Raw genomic sequence first — 22,667 nt, forward strand, 5'->3', positions numbered from 1 at the left:
TAGCATCCACCACGACTCGTTGATCACCACGCGTGACTCACGCCGATCCGAAGTCCACCACCCCACGGGGCACTGCCGGCAGCGGCAGCTCCCGAGAATTCAGTGCTGAGCCCAATCCTGGTGCCACCGGTACCTCGGGTGCCGTGTCGCAACTCGGCCCCTTCAGCTCGCCGTAGCGAGGGCAGTCCGCACGTACGTACGTCCGGGTAGGGGTCAGGGAGATAACCGCTTTGACCGTTGGGAGCTGTGCCGCGTCGTTCCACCCGACATACCGGAAACCGTCGACCATCCCCATCGTTCGGCCGATCATTCGGTGAATTCCATCGGCGTTGTCCGCGAACACACCCAGCACCGGCGTCAGCTCAGTAGTTATGGTGATCAACCTGTCGGTGTGATTGTCAAAGGCGTCCCCAAATGTTCCGACCGTGCCCAGTCCTGCGGACACAAAATTGGTCAACGCCGACCGCTTCTCGGCCAGCGCCTGCGCTGGCCTCACCGCGCTGGCAAGTGCGTCGAAGAGCTCCGGCGAAGCGTCCCGCAGCCCGTCGGCGGCAGCGGTGAAAGCGGAAAGCGTGGTCGGACCTGCATCCCCGCCGACAACGTCGTTCAGTTGCGTGACAATCTCATTGAGGTCCCGTCCCGCGTCCTGCAGTCGGTCGCCGCGTCCCTGGGTGGCCTCGCCCAGTGCGGTCAGCCATCCGATACTGTCGGCGGTGGGCTCGCGGCCGAATGCCGTCAGCAACTCGCGCAGCTTGTTCAACGTGGTCTGAAACAGCACCGTTGGCAAACTTTGGTCCTCGCGGATAACCGTCCCGGCCCGTAGCGCCGCCATGCCTTTTCCGTTGTCCACCAACTGCACCGAAGACACCGCGAAGACATTGGACGGGACCACCCGAGCGGTAACGGTGCCGGGGATGCCCGCAGCGTATGTGGGCTTGAGATCGATATGGACGATATTGGGTTGGCCACCCCGGGCCGGAACAACATGGGATACGAACCCGACCAGTACGCCACGGAACTTCACGTCCGACTTGGCCGGCAGACCGTCGCCCACATTGATCAGCTCGGCGCTGACCCGCACGATCGGGTCCAGCTTGCCTTTGTATTTCGCAATCATGACCGTGCCGGTGACACCCGCGATCACGATGAGCGCGACACCTGCCACGAAAAGCCGGATGTTCGACGGCCCGCGGCCCTCATGGTCGAAGGAGTTCGGCATCGCTACCCGCCGAATCTCGCGCCGGCGTCGACGCCCCACATCGCCATCGTCATCAAGGCGTTCAAGACGATGACGAGGCTGATGCTCGCGCGCATCGCATGTCCAGCCGCGACACCGACACCCTCTGGACCGCCGGAGGCGTAGAACCCGTAGTAGCACTGAAGTGCCGACGCGACGAACACGAAGACAACGGCTTTGATCGTCGCATACACGACGTCTCTGCTGCTGCTGAACAACGCGAAATAGTGCAGATACGTCCCTGTTGACGAACCGGAGGATACGGAAAACACAAATTCGCTGGCCAAATACGCCGCAGCCAAGCACGCTAGAAAGAGGGGAACGGCCGCTACGACCGATGCCACAACGCGGGTCGTCACCAGGTACGGAATGGGCTTGATTGCCAACCCTTCCATCGCGTCGATCTCCTCGGCAATGCGCATGGCGCCCAATTGCGCGGTAAAGCGACAACCCGCCTGGGTGATAAACGCGAGGGCGATCATGACCGGCACCAGTTCGCGGGTCGATGCCCACGAGGACAGTAGACCGGTCGCGGGGCCCATGCCGAGCAAGTTCAACGAGTTATAACCCTCGACTGCCAGCAGTGCGCCCGCGGAGACTCCTAATACCAGCGCGACACCGACAGTGCCGCCACCGACCACGATCGACCCGTTACCCCACGCGATATCCGCCAGAGTCCGGATGAATTCCCGGCGGTAGCGGCCCAGCGTGACCGGGACCGCCGACGCTATGCGACCGAAGAAATACAACATATGACCGGCTTTTGCCACCGTCAGCCCGCCCGCGCGCGCCGTTCGAGCAAAGGGGTGAATCCCGGCGACGGAATACTTTGCGACAACCATGGCTATAAGCTCGTCCGCGGGAAGATGAGAAAGTAGAGCTGGCTCAGCGCGACGTTGACGGCCATCAACAGCAGGATCGCTTCAACCACCGCCGCGTTCACCGAATTCGCCACCCCGGCAGGACCACCGCGCGTGTCCAAGCCCTTGTGGCAGCTGACAATCGCTACGATCGCCCCGAAAATGATCGCTTTGACCATGGCAAGCACAAAGTCGTCGACTTGGGCGAAGGCGGAGAATGTCGCCACAAACGACCCTGGGGCACCGTTTTGCAGGTAGACGTTGAATAGGTAGCCCACGATGAACCCGGCGCAGGTCGCCGACCCGGTCAACGCAAGCCCTACAACGATGACCGCGACGAACCGGGGAACCACCAGCCGCCGGATCACCGAAACGCCCATCACCTCCATCGCGTCGATTTCTTCACGCATCGTTCGCGACCCCAAATCGGCCGCAACCGCCGATCCGACCGCCGCCGCGAGCAGGATCGCCGCCACCAGCGGGGCTCCCTGGCGGATCACTACCAGCCCATTTGCGGCGCCGGCCAACGAATCGGCCCCAACCTGGCCGGCCAGCACGGAGAACTGGACCGCCAAAGTGACGCCGATCGGAATGGTCACCAGCAGTGTCGGGACAACGGCGGTTCCGGCCATGAACGCCGCCTGCCGGACGAACTCGCCGAACGGGAATCGTCGGGTTAATAGGTCGACGAACAGATATTGCACGGTGCGTACGCCCAACGCCACCTGGCCGCCGACGGTGTGCAGCGAGAGCAATGGATGCGACTGCAGGTACCGGCGTCCCCAGCGGCCGACTTCTCGGATAGCCGAACGCTCGCCAACTGGTGGCCGCACCCCGGCCTGGTCCTCGGAAATCTCAACCGCGCTCATCGGCGCTCCCTGCCCATCCTCGCCCCATCGCTGCGACTACGTCTCATCCGTATCCCGACCCACGAGACTGGGACCGCGGTTAGAGCTCGTCCAAGCTTTGAGCGCTTCCCACCCACCCGCGCCGCGTCGCGCTGGGGCCCCCCATCGTGTTAGCACGATAGAAGAGTAGGTGTTGGATTGGCATGTGGCAAGGATCACGTCTGGAGCAGGGGGTGTGCCGAGGTCGCGCCCTGCCTCGCTCTGCGGCGACTGGCTTGACCGGCCGGCCCACTAGCGGGCCTCGGCTATCTGCATGCGCGGAAACTATTTGCGCGCGCTGGGCTTCCGGCGGTCTATCATTCTCCGCGTGAGTCCGGCAGAATACGTGGTTTCTCTCCGTCGGTCTGTACAGTCCGGTTTCCGGTGACAGGAATATCACCATGAAGTCTCGCGAGACGCCCAATGCGGCCGAGGCCATCGCCCTACGTTTGCGAAACGAAATCATCGACGATCTCGCTGATGGCGACCATATTGGTTCCGCCGAGGCGCTGGCTGTGCGGTTCGCTGTCAGCGGCCCCACGATTCGCCAGGCAATGCGGGTGCTCGAGGCCGAAGGACTGGTTCGAGTGCGCCCTGGCAACCGGGGTGGCTTCTTCGCTAGCACGCCGTCTATCGACGTGGTTTCACGTTCGGCCTCGGCGCTGCTACGTCGGCAGGGCGCCGATCTCGCTGATTTTATGGTGGTTTACGAACTCATTGTGCCCGAGATCGCTGCGCAAGTTTCCGCCAGCCCCGACATCGCGGCTCGACAGCGACTGCCCCACTACGTGGAGCAGCAATGGGCGCAGGCCACCGAAATATCCCTCACCACTGCGCTCGACATTTGGGCAAACTTCGGCCACGAGGTTGTGCATCTTTGCGAGAGCCAATCATTGGCTCTCGTGGCGGCTGTATTAAATGACCTCCTGTTTGAGCTGAGGCCCAGATTCGAGGCCTTGCCGGCCGACATCAGCCGGTCCGTTGTGAACGATCTTCGCGAGGGCCATCGCCGATTAGCCCGCGCAATCAGCGACGGCGACGCGGCGCAGGCACGCCTAGAAATGACCCCGGCCCACGTGCTCCCCGGGCTCACTGCGATCCTCGCGAGCGCATCTCCCGATGCCAGCACCGCGATGATCCGCCAGGAAACAGGGGATGGCGGCCGATCGCCACGGGATTCCGGTCTGCCGGTTCCCCTGGCATCTCTCTGAGTTTCGACATTGTGCTGGCACATTATTGCGCTAACGGGATGACGCTTGCTAGCTTTCCGAGATGCCGCAACGCCATACCCGGGTAACCACTACCGCAGGTGCTGTTGAGGGCTTCAGCCACCGTGGAGTCTCCCAGTGGCGATCGATCCCTTATGCCCGCCCGCCCGTCGGGTCGTTGCGGTTGCGTGTTCCCAAGGCGGCCGTGCCGTGGAGCGGAGCTGCGGCGCAGAGAGGGTCTGTGGATTCCGGTGGATGAAATAGGTGCCGCTCAGTGACTGCGCGCCGGACACCCAATGCCGCCGAATCAATCGCCGCTCGCCTGCGGCGGGAAATCATCGATGATCTCACCGATGGTGATCATATCGGTTCCGCCGATCAATTGGGTGCGCGGTTCGGCGTCAGTGATCCGACAGTTCGTCAGGCGCTGCGGATCCTCGAAGCCGAAGGGCTGGTTCGCGTGCGCCCCGGCAACAGGGGAGGGTTCTTCGCCAGTACCCCCTCAATCGACGTGGTGTCTAGATCCGCGTCGGCGCTACTACGGCGCGAAGGCGCGGATCTGTACGACTTTAGTGCGCTCGCTAAGATCGTGGCCCCCGAGATGGCGGCGCAAATCGCCGGAAGTCCGGATGTTGCGAAGCGCCGAGAGCTACCCGCTTATGTGGATATGCAATGGGCTCAAGCTACTGAAGTCAACCTGCAGACTGCGATCGGCATCACGGTGAATCTCTTCCGGGAATTCGGGCCGTTGTGCCCGAGCCCATCGCTGAGGCTTGTTGCTACCGTGCTGGGCGACTTGGCATTCGATCTGTCGTCGGGGATGGCTCAGGCCTTCCCGTCGGAGACCGACCAGCGTTACGCCGAGCACATTCGTGATGGTCACCGGCGGCTTGCACGTGCGATCAGTCGCGGCGAGGTAGAGCAAGCTCGCAACGAGTTGGCGCCGGTCCCCGTGCTTGATGATCCCCGGCAGTCGTGACGCACGATGCGGCAACGTCGCGGTGGATCCGGAATCGCGACGCCGCCCGGGTCGTGGTGACAGATGGTGGGACCGTGCCCTGATCGTCTCCGCGAGCCTAGCCGCCCAGGCGCAGACCGGTGTTGCGGGTGCCGAACATGTCGGTGGCCATGATCGCGCCGAGGTTTTCTGCGTTCCACCGCTTTTGGCCGCTCGACACCGTCGCCACCGGATGCCAGCCTTTGAGCAGCTGAAGGTTTTCACCCAGGGCCCGGATCACCTGTCCGCTGATGTGCCCGGCCTCCGGGCTGGCCAGCCAGGCCACCACCGGGGAGCTCAGCGACGGATCTTTGGGGTCGAATTCCTCGTCGCCGAGTTCGCCGGGTTCGATCGGTGCTGCCGCGCCGGGCATCGACGCTGACATCCGGGTTCGGCCGCCGGGGCTGATGACGTTGGCGGTGGCGCCGATGGAGGCCAATTCCAAGCTCAGTGTCTGCGTCAACCCGACGATCGCGGACTTGGCCGCACTGTAATTCGTCTGCCCGAAGTTGCCGTGCAGCCCCGCTCCAGAGGTGGTGTTGATGATGCGGCCGTATATCTTGCCGTCGCCGGCCTTTGCCGCCGCGCGCCATTTGCGGGCGACCGCGCGGCTGGTCAGCCAACTGCCCCGCACGTGCACCCGCATCACCAGGTCGAAATCATCGACGGTCATGTTCCAGATCGCCTTGTCACGGACAATGCCGGCGTTGTTTACGATGATGTCCAGTCGGCCCAACTGGGAATAGGCCCGCTCGACGGCGAGTTCGACTTGCTCATCGTCGCCGATATCGGCGAAGTCGGACACCGCTTTGCCTCCGCGGTCTTCGATGATCCGCACCACCTCGTCGGCGACCTTGCTGGTGCCTTCGCCGGTCAACGTGGTGCCCAAATCGTTGACGATCACGGTTGCGCCGTGTCTGGCCAGTTCGAGCGCGTGTCCGCGGCCGATGCCGTGTCCGGCCCCGGTCACCAGCGCGATCTTGCCGTCGAGTAGTCCGGTCATGCTGTCTCCTCGCTCGGGGTGAAGACGGTCAGGTAGGGGCTGTCGGGATCGTGTTCATCGACGGGCCGGAACGCGGCCGTGACCGCCATGCCGATTCTGAGCTGATCGGGTGGCACGCCCTCGATCGTCGTCATCAGTCGTGGTCCTTCGTCCAATTCGACGATCGCCGCGACATAGGGCAGTCGATCGCAGAACGGCGTCAGGTCGTTGACGTAGATCGTCGAGTACGTGTATAGGCTGCCGCGCCCGCTGGCCTGCACGGCGTGAACGTCGCCGCTCCAGCAGTGCGGGCAGAACGGTCGCGGGTAGTGGTGCACCCGATCGCATGCCCGGCACTCGGCTATCAATAGTCGGCCTTGCCGAGCGGCCGCCCAATAAGGGGCGCTTGCCGAATCGATCGTTGGAATGTCAGCGCGGGCCATCCTCACCACCCGGTGAAGTTGGGTGGGCGCTTTTCGGTGAACGCTTGCACGCCGTCTTTCGAGTCGTGCGAATACGACTGGATCTCCTGCGCCATCGCCTCGGCAACGAACGCGCCGGCCCGGTCGGTGTCGGGGGAGTCGTTGAGCAGCCGCTTGGTGAAGGCGATCGCGCTGGTGGGCGCCGTCGCAAGCCGGCCGGCGAAGCCGGCCACCGCGGTGTCGAGCTCGGTGGGGAGCACTACCCGGTTTACCAGCCCCAACGTCATTGCTTCCGTGGCCGGGACCCGGTCGCCGAAGAACGCCATCTCTTTGGCTTTTTGCATGCCTATGCGCCGTGGCAACAGGTAGCACCCGCCACCGTCGACGACCAGCCCCCGCTTGACGAAAGACTCTGCGAAGTAGGCGTTTTCGGTTGCTATGACCAGGTCGGCGGCGTAGGCCAGGTGCGCGCCCAGGCCGGTCGCGGCCCCTTGCACAGCCGCGACCACCGGCTTGTTGCAGTCCAGCACGCTCGACACCAGTTTCTGCGCACCATTCATGATGCGGCGCATCGGATCCATCACCCGCTTTTCCACAGTCGCGCGACGTTCGGCCAGCGCACCCACATCGGCGCCGGCGCAGAAGTGTTTACCGTTGGCGCGCAATACCACAACTCGCACGTTCTCGTCGGTATCCGCGGCGGCCAGCATGGAGATCAGCTGGTCGCGGTCGGCGGGGCGCAGTGCGTTGGCCGCGTCCGGCCGGTTCAACGTGATCGTCAGGACACCGCCGGCGATGTCGGACAGGATCGCGGGTTCGGTCATGGTGTGTAGGTGGCGCGTAGGTGCTTGACGCCGTTGATGAAGTTCGATCGCAACATCACCGGTTCGCCGACGGTCGTGATGTCGGGGTAGCGGGCGTAGAGCATTTTGAATGCGACGTTGAGTTCCAGTCGCGCAAGGTGCGCACCGGGGCAGAAGTGCGTGCCGGGGCCACCGAACGCGACGTGGTTGTTCGGCGTCCGGGCGATGTCGAATACGTCGGGATCAGCGAATACCTCGGGGTCACGGTTGGCCGCCGGATACCACATCACCACCTTGTCCCCCCGGTTGAACACGTGGCCCGACTCCAACCTCACGCCGTCCCGGGTAACAGTGCGCCGCATGTGGATAACCGGGCTGGCGTAGCGGAAGATTTCCTCGATCGCGGCGGGGGCCAGGTTGTCGTAGTCATCGAGTAGTCGGGCGCGCTGCTCGGGATGGTGGCTGAGGATATGTAGGCCATGGGACAACGCGTTACGGGTGGTCTCATTGCCGGCACCGATGAGCAAGATGAAGAACTTCGCCAGCTCCTGCGGGGTCAAGTTTTCCTCGTCAGAGGTGACCAGTTTGCTGATCACGTCGTTACGGGGCCGGGCGATGCGGTCTTCGGCGATGCTCTTCAACAACTCGATGAGCTTTTCGCTCATTTCGGCGATGGCTGCTTCAACACCGGCCGCGGTCTGGTCGGGCACGTATTCCGGATCTGAGGCGCCCAGTACCACATTGGTCGCCTTGAGGATGAACTGCTCGTGCTCGCTGGACACACCGAGCATAGTGTTGATGATTCGCAGCGGCAGCAGAGTCGCGAATGCGTCGACGAAGTCGCACTCACCCGAGGCTGGCATTGCAGCCAGGATCTCCGCCGTCGTCTCCTCGACCAGCCCGCGGTTCTCCGAGAGCACGCGGGGGGCGAATCCCCGGGAGATAATTTTGCGGAGGCGCATGTGTTCGGGGTCGTCCATATCGATGATGGAGCCGCGGTACTCGCGCATCTTCTCGGATTGGTCGAAAATCTGGGTGCCCTGAGCCGAACTGAACTCGGCGTCGCGCCTGCTGATGTCGACGATGTCGGCGTGCCTTCCCACCGCCCAGAACCCCTTAGCCACCGATGCGTCGACCCGATTGGTGCGCACGAACACCGGGCGACCGACCTCGCGCAGCCGCCGGTAAAGCTCTGCTCGTTCTGTTGGTCGGTCCTGCCACCACTTCAGATCGATCAGTGGGGCGAATTGTCGCTCGTCGGCCTCGATCGCGGTCACAAAATCAGATTCTGGCACTAGTGTCACTCTCTGGCAAGGCGGCTGCTGCAGAACACGGATGGCAACACCGGTTCAAGATTCGATTGCGGCATCGCGCGCGATTAATGATCTAACATAAGTGTCACCCTCGGCGGCGCTACCTCGACCGTCGATTCGTCAACGGCAAGGAGGCCAGATGACCCTGCGGGTCGGTGTAGTGGGAGTGGGCTGGGGCGCGCACGTGCAGGTTCCGGGGTTCCGTGCGGCTGACGGCTTCGATCCCGTCGCCCTGTGCGCACGCACGCCCGATCGGCTGGACCGTGTTGCAGCGAAGCTGGGCATCGAGGACACCTCCACCGACTGGCAGTCCTTCGTGACCCGGGAGGACCTTGATGTTATTTCCGTCGCCACTCCGACGGTGTTGCACCGTGACATGACGTTGGCTGCACTGGATGCCGGGAAGGCGGTGCTGTGCGAAAAGCCGCTGGCGGGAGACGTTGAGGCTGCTCGTGAGATGGTGCGCGCAGCCAACGCCTCGAATCGCCCCACCGCCTGTTGTTTCGAGAACCGATGGAATCCGGACTGGTTGGCCGTCGCCGAGAAGGTCCGCTCGGGCTTCCTGGGCAATCAGTACCTCGCGCGGGTCAGTCGCAGCGCCTCGTACTGGCATCCGAGCCGTCCACCTCAGGCGCGCTGGATGTATGACCGTGCCCAGGGCGGTGGGTACCTCGCCGGAATGCTGGTTCACGACCTCGATTTCCTGTGCAGCGTGCTGGGCCGCCCGCACTCGGTCTGCGCGGAAGTTCGCACCAGCGACCCGATCCGCGAGCTGCCGGACGGCGAGACATTGCACATCACCGCCGACGACACCGCCGCGTTGTTGATGCGGATGGAATCCGGGCTGACCGCCATCCTGAGTGTGTCGGTGATGGGCGCCCACGCCGACCACTACCGCCTGGAATTATTCGGCGCCGACGGCACCGTCATCGGCGACGGCGATTTGCGCTCTACCGGGTACCTGGCCGGCACCGCCGCGGAGGACGGGCTAAGTCCGCTGGCCGTCGCTGAGCGCGAACCGTCCCATCCGGAACACCTGCCCGCGGGGCTGGCCGGACACGCCAGCCGGGCAATGGCATTGATGCTGGAAGACTGGCTGCCGGCGTTCGACGGTGCGCCGAGCGCAGCGGCGACCTTCGACGACGGATTGCTCAGCCTCGCCGTGATCGATGCCGCCCACCGGTCCGCCGAGGGCGGTGGCTGGGAACCGGTACAGGCCACAGTGTGAGACGGGTGCGCCGGAACAGGCGCGTCATCTGTTTTCAACATTCAAACTGAATGTCATTCGCCTACAGGTGGTAGGCAATATACTGAGCGCGTGCCTAGGGGTCAACGCTCATCGGCGCCGGCCGCCAAAACGTCGCGCGCGGTCCAGGCCGAGGCGACTCGAGCGGCCATGATCGCCGCCGCGCGGCGCCTGTTTGTCGAGAAGGGATATTTCGAGACCGCGACAGAGGAGATCGTCGCTACCTCCGGCGTCGGGACGCGCGGTGCGCTGTACCACCACTTCGGCGACAAGCGCGCCCTGTTTCAAGCCGTGTTCGAACAGGTGGAACAGGATCTACTCGCTGCGGCCAGCGGTGCGGAGGACTCCGGTGACGCGCTGAGTCGGCTACGTTCGGGGCTGCTGCGATTCCTGGACGCGTCCCTCACTCCGGAGGTCCAACGGATCGTGTTGATCGACGGCCCTGCGGTTCTGGGTTGGCAGACCTGGCGCGAGCTCGAGGGACGCTACGGTGTGGGCGCTATCCACGGTCTGCTCGAACGCGCCGTCCTCGAAGGCGCGCTGCCGGCGCAGCCGCTGATCGTTCTCGCCCACGTGCTGCTGGCAGCCGTTGATGAGGCCGCCCTGTTGATCGCCAATTCCAGCGAACCGGCCGCTGCCCGCGAGCAAGGCGTCGCTGCGATCAGCCAGTTGCTTACCGGGCTCGGATCCCGGCGCTGACGCGCGGTGCCAGCAGAGTCGAGCGTCTATGACGGCCGACCTGGGTCCGCCTTCGGTTGACACCCGATCCGCTGATGAACATACTCATCGTATGTAAAACACATACCGGTCGTATGTGAAAACGGGTGGGCGATTAAGCGCGGCGCGACGTGACAACTCCGGCCCCGCGGCCGGAGCTGTCGGCGAGGCAGCCAGAACCTTCGCAATCCGAAGGCGAGTGAAGGAGACCTTCTTATGACAACCGAGCTGGTTCGCGCGGATGGGGTGGACATTCCCTACACCGACACCGGTACCGGGCCCACCATCGTGTTCGTGCACGGCGTGTACGTGACCGGTGCTGTATGGAACGACGTGGTGGCGGAACTCGGCGCCGACTTCCGGTGCGTCGTCCCGACCTGGCCGTTGGGCGCACACAGCACGCCGACCGGCGATGCGGACCTCGGTGCCGCTGCGGCCGCCCGCCGGGTGGTTCACTTTCTCGACGTCCTTGATCTTCGCGATGTCACCGTGGTGGCCAACGACACCGGCGGCGGCCTGGTCCTGGCCGCGTTGGGCGATAGCGCACTCGACACTTCCCGCATCGGTCGATTGGTGCTGACCAATTGTGATAGCTACGAACATTTTCCGCCCGGCTCGTTTGCGCAGATTGTGAAACTGTGCCGGATCAGCTCGGTCGTCGGCGGTGCCATCCTGCGGCTCCTGGCCACCGGGCTGGGCCAGCGCTTCTTCCTCAAAGCCGTGTGCCGCCACGCACCGACAGCAGCACGGCAACGCGACATCTTCGGTGCGTTCGCGACCAGCGCGGCGGCCCGCCGCGATGCGGTACGGGTGACTGCATCATTGGATCCGGCCTTGACGTTGCGTGCCGCGCCGGCCATCGAAGCGTTCGACAAACCCGTCACCCTGGTGTGGGGGGCCGACGACACCTTGTTTCCGCTCGATCATGCCCGCCGGTTACTCGAGGGCTTCCCGCACGCGACCCTTGACGAAATACCGGACTGCTCGACTTTCGTCATGCTCGACGCCCCCCGCGAGCTCGCGGCAGCGATCCGCGGTTCACGAGTCAGCTGAGGCCCTCGGAGGCCGGATAGATCAGCACCCCGCGGATGTTGGTGCCGGCATGCATATCTGCATATCCGTCATTGACCTTCTCCAGCGGATAGGTCCGGGTCACCATCGACTCCAGGTCGACCTGACCGGCGCTGTGCAGTTCCAGAATCTTCGGGATGTCGGCTCGCGGGTTGCCGGAGCCGTACAGCGTCCCGATGATCTGCTTCTCGGTCAGGGTCAGGTCCATCAGGTTCGCCCTGATCTCGCGCTCCAGCATCGGATGGATATTGGTGATCACCAGGCGTCCGCGCTTGGCCGTCATCGCCAGTGCCTGGCCGACCAACTGGCCGTCGCCAACCCCCATCGCGCAGATGAACTTGTCCGCACCACGATTCCAGGTTGCCTCGGCGACAACGCTTTTAGCTGCTGCCCAATCGGCGGCGGTGTGGGTTGCACCCATCTTGATGGCTTCAGTCCGCTTGTACTCCGACGGATCGATAACGGTGATCGTGCGCGCCCCGGCAAGGCGGGCCCCCTGCACCGCTGCAGCACCGATCCCGCCGACCCCGGCGACGACCACCGTGTCGCCCGGCCGGACATCGGCGGCATACACCGCTGAACCCCATCCGGTGATGAAGCCACAGCCCAGCAGGCAGGCCAAGTCCAGCCGATGATGCTGCGGGATCTTCACACAGCTGGCCTCGTGCACCACGGTGTGATGCGCGAATGATCCGACACCGCACGCCAGCGCCAGATCCTGGCCCTTCGCCCGGTGTCGGGCGGTCTCGTCGTAAATCTGCATGCCCGAATAGATCTTGGCGCCCAGGTCGCACAGACTCTGGTGGCCCGTCGAACAGGACGGACACCGGCCGCAGGACGGGATGAAGCTGAACACCACATGGTCACCGGGGGCCAGCCAGGACACGTGCTCGCCGACCGCCTTGACCACGCCGGCCCCCTCATGGCCGCCGATGCACGGCAGCCGGATCGGCATGTCGCCGGTGACGAGGTGATCGTCGGAGTGGCACATGCCCGACGCGTGCAATTCGACCAGCACTTCGGGTGCCTTGGGCGGATCGAGTTCGACGGTCTCGATGGACCACGGGCTGTTGCGTTCCCACAACACCGCTGCCTGCGTGTGCATTGACGTGTTCCTTCCGGCCTAGCGGATGATGGCCTGGTATTCGACGAACCCGGCGATGCCCTCCGGTCCGCCTTCGCGGCCGATGCCGGACTGCTTGAAGCCGCCGAAGGGGCTGCCGAAGTCCAGGACGGCGGTCGAGTTGACCGCCACCGAACCCGCGCGCAGCTGTGCTGCTGCCGCCGCCGCGCGGTCGTCGTCGGCGGACCACACGGCCCCGACCAGGCCGTAACGCGAGTCGTTGGCGATGTTCACCGCCGCGGAGTCACCTTGGGAGTCGTCGTAGGCGATCACCACCGCCACCGGCCCGAACACCTCCTCGCGGGCGATCTCCATATCGTTGCCGGCGGCCACCAGCGCGGGGCGGACGAACCACCCCTGACCAGCAGGGCGTTCCCCGCCAGTCAGGATGGTGGCGCCCTCGGCATGCGCTCGCCGCAGGAAGCCCTCGACCCGGTCGCGGGCGGCCTCGTTGATCAGCGGGCCGATGTCGGTGGTCCGAGCGGCCGGATCTCCGACTGTGAGCTGTTCCACCGCGGCGGTCAGCGCAGTGCAGAACTCGTCATAGCGGCTACGCGGCAGCAGAATTCGGGTCAGTGCAGCGCAGAGCTGGCCGTTGTTGCCCATCACACCGCCGACTAGCCCGCTCACCGTGGATTCCAGCGGCGCGTCGGGCAGCACGATGGCCGCCGACTTACCGCCCAGTTCGGTGCTGCAGCGGCGGATCTGAGATCCGCAGGAGGCCGCGATCTGCGCGCCCACCGCAGTGGACCCGGTGAAGCTGACCTTGTCGACGTCGGGATGCGATGTCAGTGCCTGCCCGGTCGCCGCCCCGCCGTTGACGATGTTGATCACGCCGTCGGGCAGGCCGGATTCTTCGATCACCTCGGTGAGGACACCGATGCTCAGCGGCGCGTCGGGCGCGGGCTTGAGCACCACGCTGCAGCCGGCGGCCAGCGCCGGTCCGAGCTTCAGTGCGGCGATGAACAGCGGAGTGTTCCACGGGATGATCGCGCCCACCACACCGACGGGCACCTGCCGGACAGTCACCCTCCCGCCAGCCAGCGACGGTCGGGTGGATTCGAACGGGTAGTCGGGGATGATCGCGGCGTAGGCGCGCAGCACCCCGACGGCAGTGAGCACCTGACCGAAGGTGCTCCAGGACCGTGGCGAGCCGATTTCGGCTGTGGTCAGATCGGCGAGGACGCTCTTGCGGGCGGCCAGCCCGTCGGCCAGTCGGCCCAGGGCGGCGGCGCGGTCCGCCGGCGAGGCGTCACACCACGGTGACGAGGTCAAGGCGGCGCGGGCCGCCGCGACCGCGGCGTCAACCTCGGCGGGGCCGGCGGCGCCTACCGTGCCCAACAGCTCGCCTGTCGCGGGAGACCGCACCGCGATCGTCTCGGCACCGGCGCCACCGGCCCATTTCCCCGCGACGTAGCTCGCCGCCAACTCATACATATCGGGCGATTCTGGCAGTAATGTCATCTTTCTTCAAGCACCTATAGCTGGGGGATCCCAGTAGTCGGTTTCGCTCGGCACAATTTTCTGACAGTATTGGTCACCATGAGCCGATCGTCGGAACCGTCCACCGAGCCAGGTGCCGGCCAGCCGTGGGAGATGGTCATCGAACGCGGGAAGGTCGCGGAGTTCGCCGACGCCATGCAATCCACCCAGCCGGCCTACCGCGGACCCGACGCCATCATCCCGCCCACCTTTCTGACCACGGTCGGCCGCTGGGCCCCGCCTGGCAGCCGCGTCAGCGTGGGATTCGACCGCAAGCGGCTGTTGCACGGCGAGCAGGAGTACATCTTCCATGGCGCGCTGCCCCGGGTCGGCGACACCCTGACCGCACACGAAAAGGTCGTCGACCGGTTCTCCAAACCCGGCAAGCGGGGCGGGACAATGCGGTTCGCGACGGTCGTCACCGAATACCGTTCTGCCGAAGGGGAGCTGGTGGCCGAGGCGCGGGCTACCTTCATCGAAACGGCGCGGCCATGACCGCCGCCGCCACGCTGTGGGTCGGCGCCGAGGCCACTCCGCGCCAGTTCGGTCCGGTGACCCGCCAGATGCTCGTGCGCTACGCGGGTGCGTCGGGGGACCTCAACCCGATGCACTACGACGACGAGTTGGCGCGCTCCGCCGGCTATCCCTCCGTCTTCGCCCACGGCATGTTCACTGCCGCGCTGCTCGCCACCTTCGCAACGGACTGGCTCGGCGCCCACACCATCTGCCGCTTCGGCGTACGCTTCCGCGAGCAGGTCTGGCCCAACGACGTGCTGACCTGCTCTGGACTCATCACCGACGTGGCCGCCGAGGATGAGGGGGACCGGGTCACGGTGGAGCTGACCGCCACCCGGCAAACCGGCGCTGCCGCGATCACCGGGACCGCGGAGTTTTTGATTCCGCGAAACGCCGCACCGTCTGGCGCAGGCTGAATCGCTCGGCCATAGGCTGAATCCATCATGTCCGAATCGTCCATCGTCCGCCGTGCCAGCTACGGCCCCTCCAGCCCGGAGGTCGGCGTCAGGGGCGCCACCACGCGTACCCGGATCACCGAGGTATCGCTGGAGTTGTTCGGCCGGCTGGGCTATTTCGACACGTCGGTCGACGCGATCGCCAAGGCTGCCGGTGTTTCCCGCGCGACGTTTTATCAGTACTTCCAGGGCAAGGACGAGATCTTCCTTGAGCTGCTCAACGAGTGTGGTGGCGCCCTGTTCCGGGTGGCACGACGTATCGGGCCGTTAGGGCCCGATGAGATAGGCTTCGACAACCTCAACTGGTGGCTGGGTGAGTGGAGTTGGGTCTTCGAGAAGTACTCCACAATGTTCATCCAATGGACGGCGATCGCATCGTCGGACACCAAGGTGCGCCCGGAAATCACCCGGTTCGTCCGCAGCTACAACCATCGCGTCGCCGAGCGGCTGGCCGCATCGGGTATCCGCGGCATCGATCCCGACGTCGCGGCGATGGTGATGACCGCGCTGGTGCACCGGGTCAACCTGTTCGTCCACACCGGCCGTGCCTATGGCCGCAGCGCCAAGGACGCGGTGGGAACGTTGTCGGTATTCCTGCAACTTGCCCTCTTCCCGGAAACACCGCCGCAGGTGTTGGCCTCGCTGCCGCTACACGCCAGCGCCGACCCGGTCAACGATGTCGATGCGATCGTGGCGCCCCCGGCACCCAACATCGACGGACTGTCGATCACCGACCGCACTGCCGGTTTGAGCAAACGCGCTATCAACACGGTCAGCGCCCTGGCCGACGCCGGCGCCGCGCAGTTTCGGGCGCGCGGCTACCGCAGCACCAGCGTCGACGACATCGTCGAGGCCGCCGACGTCGCGCGGGGCACGTTCTACAAATACTTCAGCGACAAGCAGGATCTACTGGCCGCGGTCGGAACCGAAATATACGAAGCGGGAAAGACTTTCGCCGCACGCATCGCCGACGTCGACCCGCTGGACGAGGAACCGGCGCTGCGGAATTGGCTGGCTACCTATGTGGAGTTCTACGATCGCTATTCGGGCTGCATCGACGCCTGGGCGGAAGGCACCACCGACCAGCCCACCGTGGTTGCGATTGGTGAGAATGGTCAAGTGCTGATGGACATCGGTGCGGCGAGGATGTTGATCCGCCGGCGTGGGCCCTACCCGTTTGACCCGATCGTTGCGGCTCTCATCCTGCGGGCCCTGGTGACGCGGGTTCCGCAAGCGGCCCTGGATCTGCCCGAACCGATGAGCGACGACGACGTCGTTGATCTGCTGATGAGCTGTATCTCCCGGGGTTTTTTCGGCCGCGCAGGTAGCGACTCGTAGCGTTATCGGGCCTAGATGCCTCCGCGCGAGACCAGTTGCGCGGCGATGACATTGCGTTGGATCTCGTTGGTGCCTTCACCGACGATCATCAGCGGGGCATCGCGGAAGTAGCGTTCGACGTCGTACTCGGTGGAATAACCATAGCCGCCGTGAATCCGGACCGCGTTCAACGTAATCTCCATCGCGACCTCTGAGGCGAACAGCTTCGCCATCCCGGCCTCCATGTCGCAGCGTTCGCCGCTGTCGAACTTTTCGGCGGCAAACCGCGTGAGTTGGCGCGCAGCAGTGAGTTTGGTCGCCATGTCGGCGAGATAATTGCCGACCGACTGATGCTTCCAGATGGGCTGGCCGAAGCTCTCCCGGTGCTGCGCGTAGGCCAACGCGTCCTCCAGTGCGGCGGTCGCAACGCCCAGCGCGCGCGATGCCACCTGAATTCGCCCGGTCTCGAGCCCCTTCATCATCTGGGCGAAGCCCCGGCCGGGCACCCCGCCCAGGATCGCTGACGCGGGCACCCGGCAGTCATCGAAAGACAACTCGCAGGATTCGACACCCTTGTAGCCGAGCTTGGGGAGATCCCGTGACACCGTCAGGCCTTCGCCGTGCTCCACCAGCAACACCGAGATGCCCTTATGGCGGGGGGTGGCGGTCGGGTCGGTCTTGCACAGCAGCGCAATAAGACTCGATCGTCGCGCGTTGCTGATCCAAGTCTTCGAGCCATTGATGACCAGGTCGTCTCCGTCGGCCCGCGCGGTGGTCGTCATGGCCTGCAGATCGGAGCCGCCACCGGGTTCGGTGAGCGCCATGGTGGCGCGTATTTCGCCGGCGGCCATCCCCGGTAGGTATTTCTGCTTCTGCTTCTCGGTGCCGAACAGCGAGATCAGTTTGGCGACGACGGTGTGGCCACCCATTGCGCCCGCCAGGCTCATCCACCCGCGGGCCAGTTCCTGGGTGACCTCGACGTAGCAGGGCATGGATACTGGGGATCCGCCGTATTCCTCGGAAACGGCCAAGCCGTAGATGCCGATGCGCTTCATCTGTTCGATCCACGCTTCGGGGTAGGTATTGGCGTGTTCGACCTCGCGGACCGCGGGTTTGACGTCGCGGTCGATGAATGCGCGGATGGTCTCAACCAGGATGGTCTCTTCCTCGCTGAGTGTGGTGATCATCTGACTCCTAGGAGAGTGGCTCGTTGGTGGTTATCTCGTCAGTCGATGGGAGCATTGTCCAACGTTGTCACGCCGCGGCGTACCAGGTCATCGATGTGTTGGGGTGAATAACCCAACTCGCGCATGATGTCTCCGCTGTGAGCGCCGAGCGCGGGCACATCGCCGACGGGAACGTCGACACCGGACAAAATGGCCGGCGGGAGCAGTGTCTGGACGATGCCGCCCGGCGTCCGAAACGGGCGCCGACGGTCCCGGCCGGCCAGCGCCGGATGGTCCAACAGCTGATCGGCGTCCTTCATCCGTGCGTTGGCCACTCCGGCCTCCTCCAGTCGGCGTTCGAATTCGGCGGCGGTCAGTTGGGTGATCCCGGCGGCGATGATCGACTCGAGTTCGTCCCGGTGCGCCAGCCGATCCGGGTTCTCGGCGAACCGCGGATCATTCACCAGCTCCGGTTTACCGAGCACGTTCTCGCAGAATCGACGCCACTCGGGTTGGTTCTGGACAGCCAGGAGCACTGTGCCGCCGTCGCCGGCGGTGAATGGTCCATAGGGTGCGATTGTCGCGTGTCGAGCGCCGGTGCGCTGCGGGGTGCCGGAACCGTAATGGCCGTAGTACATCGGCTGGCCCATCCACTCGGCCAAGGCATCGAACAAGGACACCGATACCGGTGTCACTCGACCGGTGGTGGCCCGGATATACAGTGCGGTCAGCACACCGGAGTAGGCGAACATTCCTGCTGCGATGTCGGCGACAGAGATGCCGGCTCGGGCGACCTCTTCGGGTGAGCCGGTGGCCGACAACAGGCCGGCCTCGGCCTGCACCAACAGATCGTAGGCCTTGCGCTGACGCCACGGGCCATCGTCGCCGTAGCCGGTGATCGTGCAGACCACCAGTCCCGGGTTGGAGTTCGCCATGGCCGCCACGTCCAGCCCCATGCGTGCGGCCGCGCCCGGTCCCAAGTTGTGCACCAGCACGTCGGCGCTGTCGAGTAACAGGCGGACGACACGTTGGCCCTCAGGATGTTTGAGGTCGAGGGTGAGCGACTCTTTTCCCCGGTTCAGCCAGACGAAGTAGCTCGAATCGCCGTGCACGGCCCGGTCGTAGCTGCGCGCGAAGTCGCCACCACCGGGCCGTTCGATCTTGATCACCCGAGCGCCGAGGTCGGCGAGCTGGCGGGTGGCATACGGAGCTGCCACCGCCTGTTCGATACTTACGACAGTGATTCCCGTCAACGGTGCGTCGGTCATGCGGCCGGCACCGGCATTTTTACTGCGCGACGCTTCACTATATTCGGTGACATGCGTGTCAGAATAATCCTACCCGCTGACGAGGGCAGGCGTTGCGCAAGCTGCACTGCAAGCGATTGCCTCCGCCAAAGCTTGTAATGAAGTGACGATGATGTCAGAATCGTAGCTGATGTCCCTGAGCGCGAGAGGGGCCGGTCGTCTGAAGCCGTCAAAACTGGAAACGAAGAGGTACCCGCGGTGGATCTGAGACTGCGAGACAAGGCGTTCATTGTGGTCGGCGGCACGGCCGGTATGGGCTTGGCGGGGGCCACCGAGCTCGCCGAAGCCGGCGCCGCGGTGGTCGTGGTGGGCCGCAACGAGCCCAGAGCGAAGGAGGCGGCCGCGGCTCTTGCCGCCTCGGGGGCGGTCGCATCCCACGGTCTGGTCTACGACGTGAGTGAACCCGGCGAGGCGGTCGAGGCGGTCACCGCGGCCGTCGAGTTGCTCGGCCGCCTGGACGGGATTGCGATCACCATGGGCACTGCCGGGATGATGCCGATCGACTCCGACGACGACGCGTGGACCGCTGCTTTCCGCGACGTGCTGCTGGCGACTACCCGCAGCGTGCAAGCGGCACTGCCGCACCTGGCGGAGACTAAGGGGGCGATCGTCACCACCGCGGCGTACTCGGCACGGTCACCGGAGGAACCCCGGCTGCCGTACGCCAGTCTCAAGGCCGCGGTGTCGACATTCACCAAGGGGATCGCCCGCAGCTATGGCAAGGACGGCATCCGGGCCAACTGCATCGCGCCGGGCGCGGTGGAAACCGATGCCTTGCACGCTATTCGCGGATACGTCGCGGAGAACAAGGGTTATCCCTACGAGGAGGCGTTGGAGCGGGCCCTGGTCGAGGATTTTGGTTTCGAAGCGGCGTTGGCGCGTCCCGGCCAACCCGACGAGGTCGGTGCGCTGATCGCTTTCCTACTGTCAGGTCGATGCGGCTTCCTGACCGGGCAGACAATCGGGGTGGACGGCGGTGCGCCGTAAGGGTGTCAGCTGCGATCAAGGCCAGGGTTTGACGCCGACGTGGCGACCGCCATCCCGGTGATCCATTCCGGAACCGGTTCGTAAACCAGCGGTGTGACCGGTCTACCTCCACCAGCTGCGCCGGCGGCCAGCCAGGTGCGGACTTCGTTAGCGCCTGCCCCGGCCCGGGAGTGGGCGGTATCGACCAGGGCTATCAGCGCCGGTTCGTTCCAGTCCGCCATCGCCTGCAGCACTTCGGTGTCCCAGTCCGGGCGGATCTTCGTCTGCGCTTCGGCCATCCCCTCGGCGATCACCCGGGAGCGTTCTTCGTTGCTGATGTCGTGAGTGTCGACCTCGAGGCTCGGCGGTGAATGCGAAAGCCCACCGGTGCCGATCACCAACACACGCTGGGCAAGCCCGGCGAGAAATTGCCCGACCGCTGCGCCGAAATCGGCAACCCGGCGGCCGGTCGGTAGGGGAGCCGTCGCGCAATTCACCGGCAGCGGAATCACCGGTTTAGCGTCCAGCGCGCCCAGCAGATCGCGTATCGGCTGGGCGAAGGCATGGTCCAGTCCGACGCCGCGGCATACGGCGATGTCGAATCCGGCGTACAGCAGATGCTCGGACAACTCTCTGGCGAGTTCGGATGGAATGGTGAGTTCCCCGGCCCCGTGGCGGCCCTCGGCGATAATCGACGCGGACAGTGCCACGGCGAATGCAGGCACCACGTGGCGGAAGGCGCGCCGGTGGTCCCCGCCGAACACCACCACTAGATCCGGGGCGAAACGTCGGACCTGCTCGGCCGCCCCAGCTAGCCCGGCGCGGAACTCCTTGCCGAAGCGTTCATCGGCGTCGCGGTCCTTGCCGGGACTATGGCTCGCGCACACTACCAGTCGATCGGGCGTCACGCCGTTACCCATGGGCGCGCTCAATCTTCAACTGATATTGCCCCTTCGGGGCAGTTGGTCGCACCGGCTCGCGCCGCCTCAGCCTGGTCTGGCGGCACCGTGCCGTCACCGATCACGTGGCCGTAGCCCTCGTCGTCGTCGGTGAAGACACTCGGGGCCAGGGCGTAACACATGCCGTGGCCCATGCACTTATCCCGGTCGACGGACACCTTCACGAGCGTTCCTTCTCGATCGTCAGGCACAGCGAATCGAGTCCGGTAGTACCCCGCGGCCAGTGCACATGCGGCGTCGTGCCCGGAGTGATGTGATAGTTGGGAATCCGCTTGTGCCATTCCTCGTAGAAAATCTGCATTTCCAAACGCGCGAGATGCGAACCGAGGCAACGGTGGACGCCCATGCCGAAGCTGACATGCCGGTTCTCGGACCGGTGGAAATCGATCTCGTAGGGATGCGGGAAGAGTGTCTCATCGCGGTTGGCCACCGCGAGGTAGCCCGTGATGCGACTACCCTCGGGCAGGGTGTGGCCCGCCAGTTGCGTCTCCTCCGCGGTCACCCGGGGGAGAAACGGGGCGGGCGGGTCCAGTCGCAGCAGCTCTTCGGTTGCTGCAGGAATAAGTGACGGATCCTCGGCGATTTCGCGTCGCCGTTCCGGGTTTTGGGCCAACCGCTGCATGCCCATCCCCAGCGAGTCCGTCACGGTGTCCAAGCCCGCGAGTACGAACAGGAAGCACAGTCCGATGGCCTCTTCGTCTGACAGGGCGTCAGCGGGCTCGAGATTGAGCACTTGGCTGAGTACGTCGTCGCCCGGCACGCCGCGCCGCTTGCCGATCAGTTCGGAGAGGTACATGAATAGTTCAGCGGCTTTGACCATGCCCTCCTGGGCTGCTTCGTCCACCGATGTCTGGCCGCTGGCCGCGCTGAGGTTCAATACGGCGTTCTTCCACTCGATGAACTGGTCGCGCATGTCGAGCGGGAATCCGAACAGGGTGAGAAACACTTGGGTGGGAAACACCGCGGCGAGTTCGGAGACGAACTCGCATTCCCCGCGCTGCGCGATCGGCTCGATCAACTCGATGACCTGCTTGCGCAGATCGGGTTCCAGCGGCTTGATCACCCTGGGACTGAAGACAGGCTGCAGGATCCGGCGGTAGCGAGTCTGCTCCGGAGGATCGAACGCGATCGGCACCAGCGGCACTGGACTGGCGAGCACGTCGAAGGCCTTCTTCGACGAGAACACCAACGGGTCCTTCAGCATCAGTTCGACCAAATCACGACGGGTGACGGCGTAGCCATCCTCCACCTCGACGAGCGGGTGGGAGCCCAGGCTGCGCCAGGCGTCGTCGCGAGCCTCCGGCATGGGGAGGCTGTCAGTCGCCACTTTGGGTAGGGAGTCGGTGGTCAATCCAGTCCTCGAATCTGTCTGAGCCCCGCTCGCATCGGCTGTGAACTGGGATACACCGAAGTGTGCCAGAACTGTCAGAAACAGACAAGGATCGTCAACGCGTTACTACCGACCGTGTGGGGCTAATAGACAGAGCCAGCTGGTCCGACGAGAGAACCACACCGTCTGACGAGAGCCGTCCATTGTGTATACGTAACCGTCAGAATGAATCCCCCCGGTGAGTCCGGAGGCTCCACTTCTTGTGAAGGATGGAGTCATGTCAGAAGGTTCTCCGCGTAGGTA

At 64.8% G+C, this 22,667-nt stretch carries 24 protein-coding genes; 10 read left to right on the forward strand and 14 right to left on the reverse strand.

All coding sequences use genetic code 11. The features are described from left to right. Positions 1-37: 37 nt before the first annotated feature. Genes BST10_RS20675 through BST10_RS20685 form a run of 3 tightly spaced genes read right to left on the reverse strand, consistent with a single transcriptional unit; the run spans position 38 to position 2,966 of the window. Entirely contained in the window at positions 38-1,219 is a 1,182-nt protein-coding gene (locus BST10_RS20675; protein WP_083040386.1) for an MlaD family protein, read from the reverse strand. Between the two features lie 2 nt (positions 1,220-1,221). Then, positions 1,222-2,079 (reverse strand): ABC transporter permease, encoded by an 858-nt coding sequence (locus BST10_RS20680; RefSeq protein WP_083040388.1) that lies wholly within the window; start codon positions 2,077-2,079, stop codon positions 1,222-1,224. Between the two features lie 2 nt (positions 2,080-2,081). Continuing rightward, the gene (locus BST10_RS20685) at positions 2,082-2,966 is read right to left on the reverse strand and encodes an MlaE family ABC transporter permease (RefSeq protein WP_083040390.1); all 885 of its coding nucleotides are present in this window, start codon (positions 2,964-2,966) and stop codon (positions 2,082-2,084) included. Between the two features lie 419 nt (positions 2,967-3,385). Here BST10_RS20685 and BST10_RS20690 point away from each other — a divergent pair, with 419 nt between their 5' ends. The 3 genes from BST10_RS20690 to BST10_RS20700 all read left to right on the forward strand — a co-directional run bounded on the left by BST10_RS20690 (position 3,386) and on the right by BST10_RS20700 (position 5,171). Continuing rightward, positions 3,386-4,195, forward strand: a complete 810-nt coding sequence (locus BST10_RS20690) for a FadR/GntR family transcriptional regulator (RefSeq protein WP_083040392.1) — start codon at positions 3,386-3,388, stop codon at positions 4,193-4,195. A gap of 61 nt (positions 4,196-4,256) precedes the next feature. Next, positions 4,257-4,451, forward strand: a complete 195-nt coding sequence (locus tag BST10_RS20695; protein ID WP_083040394.1) for a carboxylesterase family protein — start codon at positions 4,257-4,259, stop codon at positions 4,449-4,451. Positions 4,452-4,466: 15 nt separating this feature from the next. Continuing rightward, entirely contained in the window at positions 4,467-5,171 is a 705-nt protein-coding gene (locus tag BST10_RS20700) for a FadR/GntR family transcriptional regulator (protein ID WP_083040397.1), read from the forward strand. A 97-nt stretch (positions 5,172-5,268) separates the two neighbouring features. Here BST10_RS20700 and BST10_RS20705 read toward each other — a convergent pair whose 3' ends face one another. Genes BST10_RS20705 through BST10_RS20720 form a run of 4 tightly spaced genes read right to left on the reverse strand, consistent with a single transcriptional unit; the run spans position 5,269 to position 8,673 of the window. Beyond that, complete coding sequence (locus BST10_RS20705; RefSeq protein WP_083040399.1) at positions 5,269-6,192, reverse strand: SDR family NAD(P)-dependent oxidoreductase; 924 nt, start codon at positions 6,190-6,192, stop codon at positions 5,269-5,271. Beyond that, positions 6,189-6,614, reverse strand: coding sequence for a Zn-ribbon domain-containing OB-fold protein (locus BST10_RS20710; protein WP_083040401.1), 426 nt, complete (start codon positions 6,612-6,614; stop codon positions 6,189-6,191). Before BST10_RS20710 ends, BST10_RS20705 begins: the two co-directional genes overlap by 4 nt. Positions 6,615-6,616: 2 nt before the next feature. Then, the gene (locus BST10_RS20715; RefSeq protein WP_083040405.1) at positions 6,617-7,417 is read right to left on the reverse strand and encodes an enoyl-CoA hydratase/isomerase family protein; all 801 of its coding nucleotides are present in this window, start codon (positions 7,415-7,417) and stop codon (positions 6,617-6,619) included. After that, positions 7,414-8,673, reverse strand: a complete 1,260-nt coding sequence (locus BST10_RS20720) for a cytochrome P450 (RefSeq protein WP_083040407.1) — start codon at positions 8,671-8,673, stop codon at positions 7,414-7,416. Before BST10_RS20720 ends, BST10_RS20715 begins: the two co-directional genes overlap by 4 nt. Before the next feature lie 175 nt (positions 8,674-8,848). Here BST10_RS20720 and BST10_RS20725 point away from each other — a divergent pair, with 175 nt between their 5' ends. The 3 genes from BST10_RS20725 to BST10_RS20735 all read left to right on the forward strand — a co-directional run bounded on the left by BST10_RS20725 (position 8,849) and on the right by BST10_RS20735 (position 11,725). After that, on the forward strand, positions 8,849-9,937 hold the full coding sequence (locus BST10_RS20725; protein ID WP_083040409.1) for a Gfo/Idh/MocA family protein: 1,089 nt from the start codon (positions 8,849-8,851) through the stop codon (positions 9,935-9,937). Between the two features lie 168 nt (positions 9,938-10,105). Beyond that, positions 10,106-10,654, forward strand: coding sequence for a TetR/AcrR family transcriptional regulator (locus tag BST10_RS20730; RefSeq protein WP_083040411.1), 549 nt, complete (start codon positions 10,106-10,108; stop codon positions 10,652-10,654). Between the two features lie 264 nt (positions 10,655-10,918). Continuing rightward, complete coding sequence (locus BST10_RS20735; RefSeq protein ID WP_083040423.1) at positions 10,919-11,725, forward strand: alpha/beta fold hydrolase; 807 nt, start codon at positions 10,919-10,921, stop codon at positions 11,723-11,725. Here the strand turns inward: BST10_RS20735 and BST10_RS20740 are convergent. Both BST10_RS20740 and BST10_RS20745 read right to left on the reverse strand, forming a co-directional pair. Continuing rightward, positions 11,718-12,848, reverse strand: a complete 1,131-nt coding sequence (locus BST10_RS20740; RefSeq protein WP_083040413.1) for an NDMA-dependent alcohol dehydrogenase — start codon at positions 12,846-12,848, stop codon at positions 11,718-11,720. The genes BST10_RS20735 and BST10_RS20740 overlap by 8 nt on opposite strands. Before the next feature lie 18 nt (positions 12,849-12,866). Continuing rightward, positions 12,867-14,330 (reverse strand): aldehyde dehydrogenase, encoded by a 1,464-nt coding sequence (locus tag BST10_RS20745; protein WP_083040414.1) that lies wholly within the window; start codon positions 14,328-14,330, stop codon positions 12,867-12,869. A gap of 78 nt (positions 14,331-14,408) precedes the next feature. Here BST10_RS20745 and BST10_RS20750 point away from each other — a divergent pair, with 78 nt between their 5' ends. The 3 genes from BST10_RS20750 to BST10_RS20760 are packed head-to-tail and all read left to right on the forward strand — an operon-like array spanning position 14,409 to position 16,657. Further along, positions 14,409-14,843: an FAS1-like dehydratase domain-containing protein gene (locus BST10_RS20750; RefSeq protein WP_205277373.1), complete on the forward strand. Its 435-nt coding sequence runs from the start codon at positions 14,409-14,411 to the stop codon at positions 14,841-14,843. Continuing rightward, entirely contained in the window at positions 14,840-15,280 is a 441-nt protein-coding gene (locus BST10_RS20755; protein WP_083040416.1) for a MaoC/PaaZ C-terminal domain-containing protein, read from the forward strand. The genes BST10_RS20750 and BST10_RS20755 overlap by 4 nt, the downstream gene beginning before the upstream one ends. A 27-nt stretch (positions 15,281-15,307) precedes the next feature. Beyond that, on the forward strand, positions 15,308-16,657 hold the full coding sequence (locus BST10_RS20760; RefSeq protein WP_083040418.1) for a TetR/AcrR family transcriptional regulator: 1,350 nt from the start codon (positions 15,308-15,310) through the stop codon (positions 16,655-16,657). An 11-nt stretch (positions 16,658-16,668) separates the two neighbouring features. Here the strand turns inward: BST10_RS20760 and BST10_RS20765 are convergent, their stop codons facing one another. Then, complete coding sequence (locus tag BST10_RS20765) at positions 16,669-17,823, reverse strand: acyl-CoA dehydrogenase family protein (RefSeq protein WP_083040419.1); 1,155 nt, start codon at positions 17,821-17,823, stop codon at positions 16,669-16,671. A gap of 38 nt (positions 17,824-17,861) precedes the next feature. Then, on the reverse strand, positions 17,862-19,070 hold the full coding sequence (locus BST10_RS20770; protein ID WP_083040420.1) for a CaiB/BaiF CoA transferase family protein: 1,209 nt from the start codon (positions 19,068-19,070) through the stop codon (positions 17,862-17,864). 237 nt (positions 19,071-19,307) lie between these two features. Between BST10_RS20770 and BST10_RS20775 the strand changes: the two genes are divergently transcribed. After that, positions 19,308-20,096, forward strand: coding sequence for an SDR family NAD(P)-dependent oxidoreductase (locus tag BST10_RS20775; RefSeq protein WP_264079572.1), 789 nt, complete (start codon positions 19,308-19,310; stop codon positions 20,094-20,096). A 5-nt stretch (positions 20,097-20,101) separates the two neighbouring features. Here BST10_RS20775 and BST10_RS20780 read toward each other — a convergent pair whose 3' ends face one another. From BST10_RS20780 to BST10_RS20790, 3 genes are read right to left on the reverse strand one after another with little or no spacing between them, the layout of a single operon-like run. After that, positions 20,102-20,995, reverse strand: coding sequence for a 3-carboxyethylcatechol 2,3-dioxygenase (locus BST10_RS20780; protein WP_205277464.1), 894 nt, complete (start codon positions 20,993-20,995; stop codon positions 20,102-20,104). An 8-nt stretch (positions 20,996-21,003) separates the two neighbouring features. Then, on the reverse strand, positions 21,004-21,198 hold the full coding sequence (locus BST10_RS20785) for a ferredoxin (protein WP_083040421.1): 195 nt from the start codon (positions 21,196-21,198) through the stop codon (positions 21,004-21,006). Next, positions 21,195-22,385 (reverse strand): cytochrome P450, encoded by a 1,191-nt coding sequence (locus BST10_RS20790; protein WP_083040422.1) that lies wholly within the window; start codon positions 22,383-22,385, stop codon positions 21,195-21,197. The genes BST10_RS20785 and BST10_RS20790 overlap by 4 nt, the downstream gene beginning before the upstream one ends. Positions 22,386-22,667: the final 282 nt, after the last annotated feature.

The organism is Mycolicibacter algericus DSM 45454 (assembly GCF_002086455.1).
Taxonomy (GTDB): Bacteria; Actinomycetota; Actinomycetes; order Mycobacteriales; family Mycobacteriaceae; genus Mycobacterium; species Mycobacterium algericum.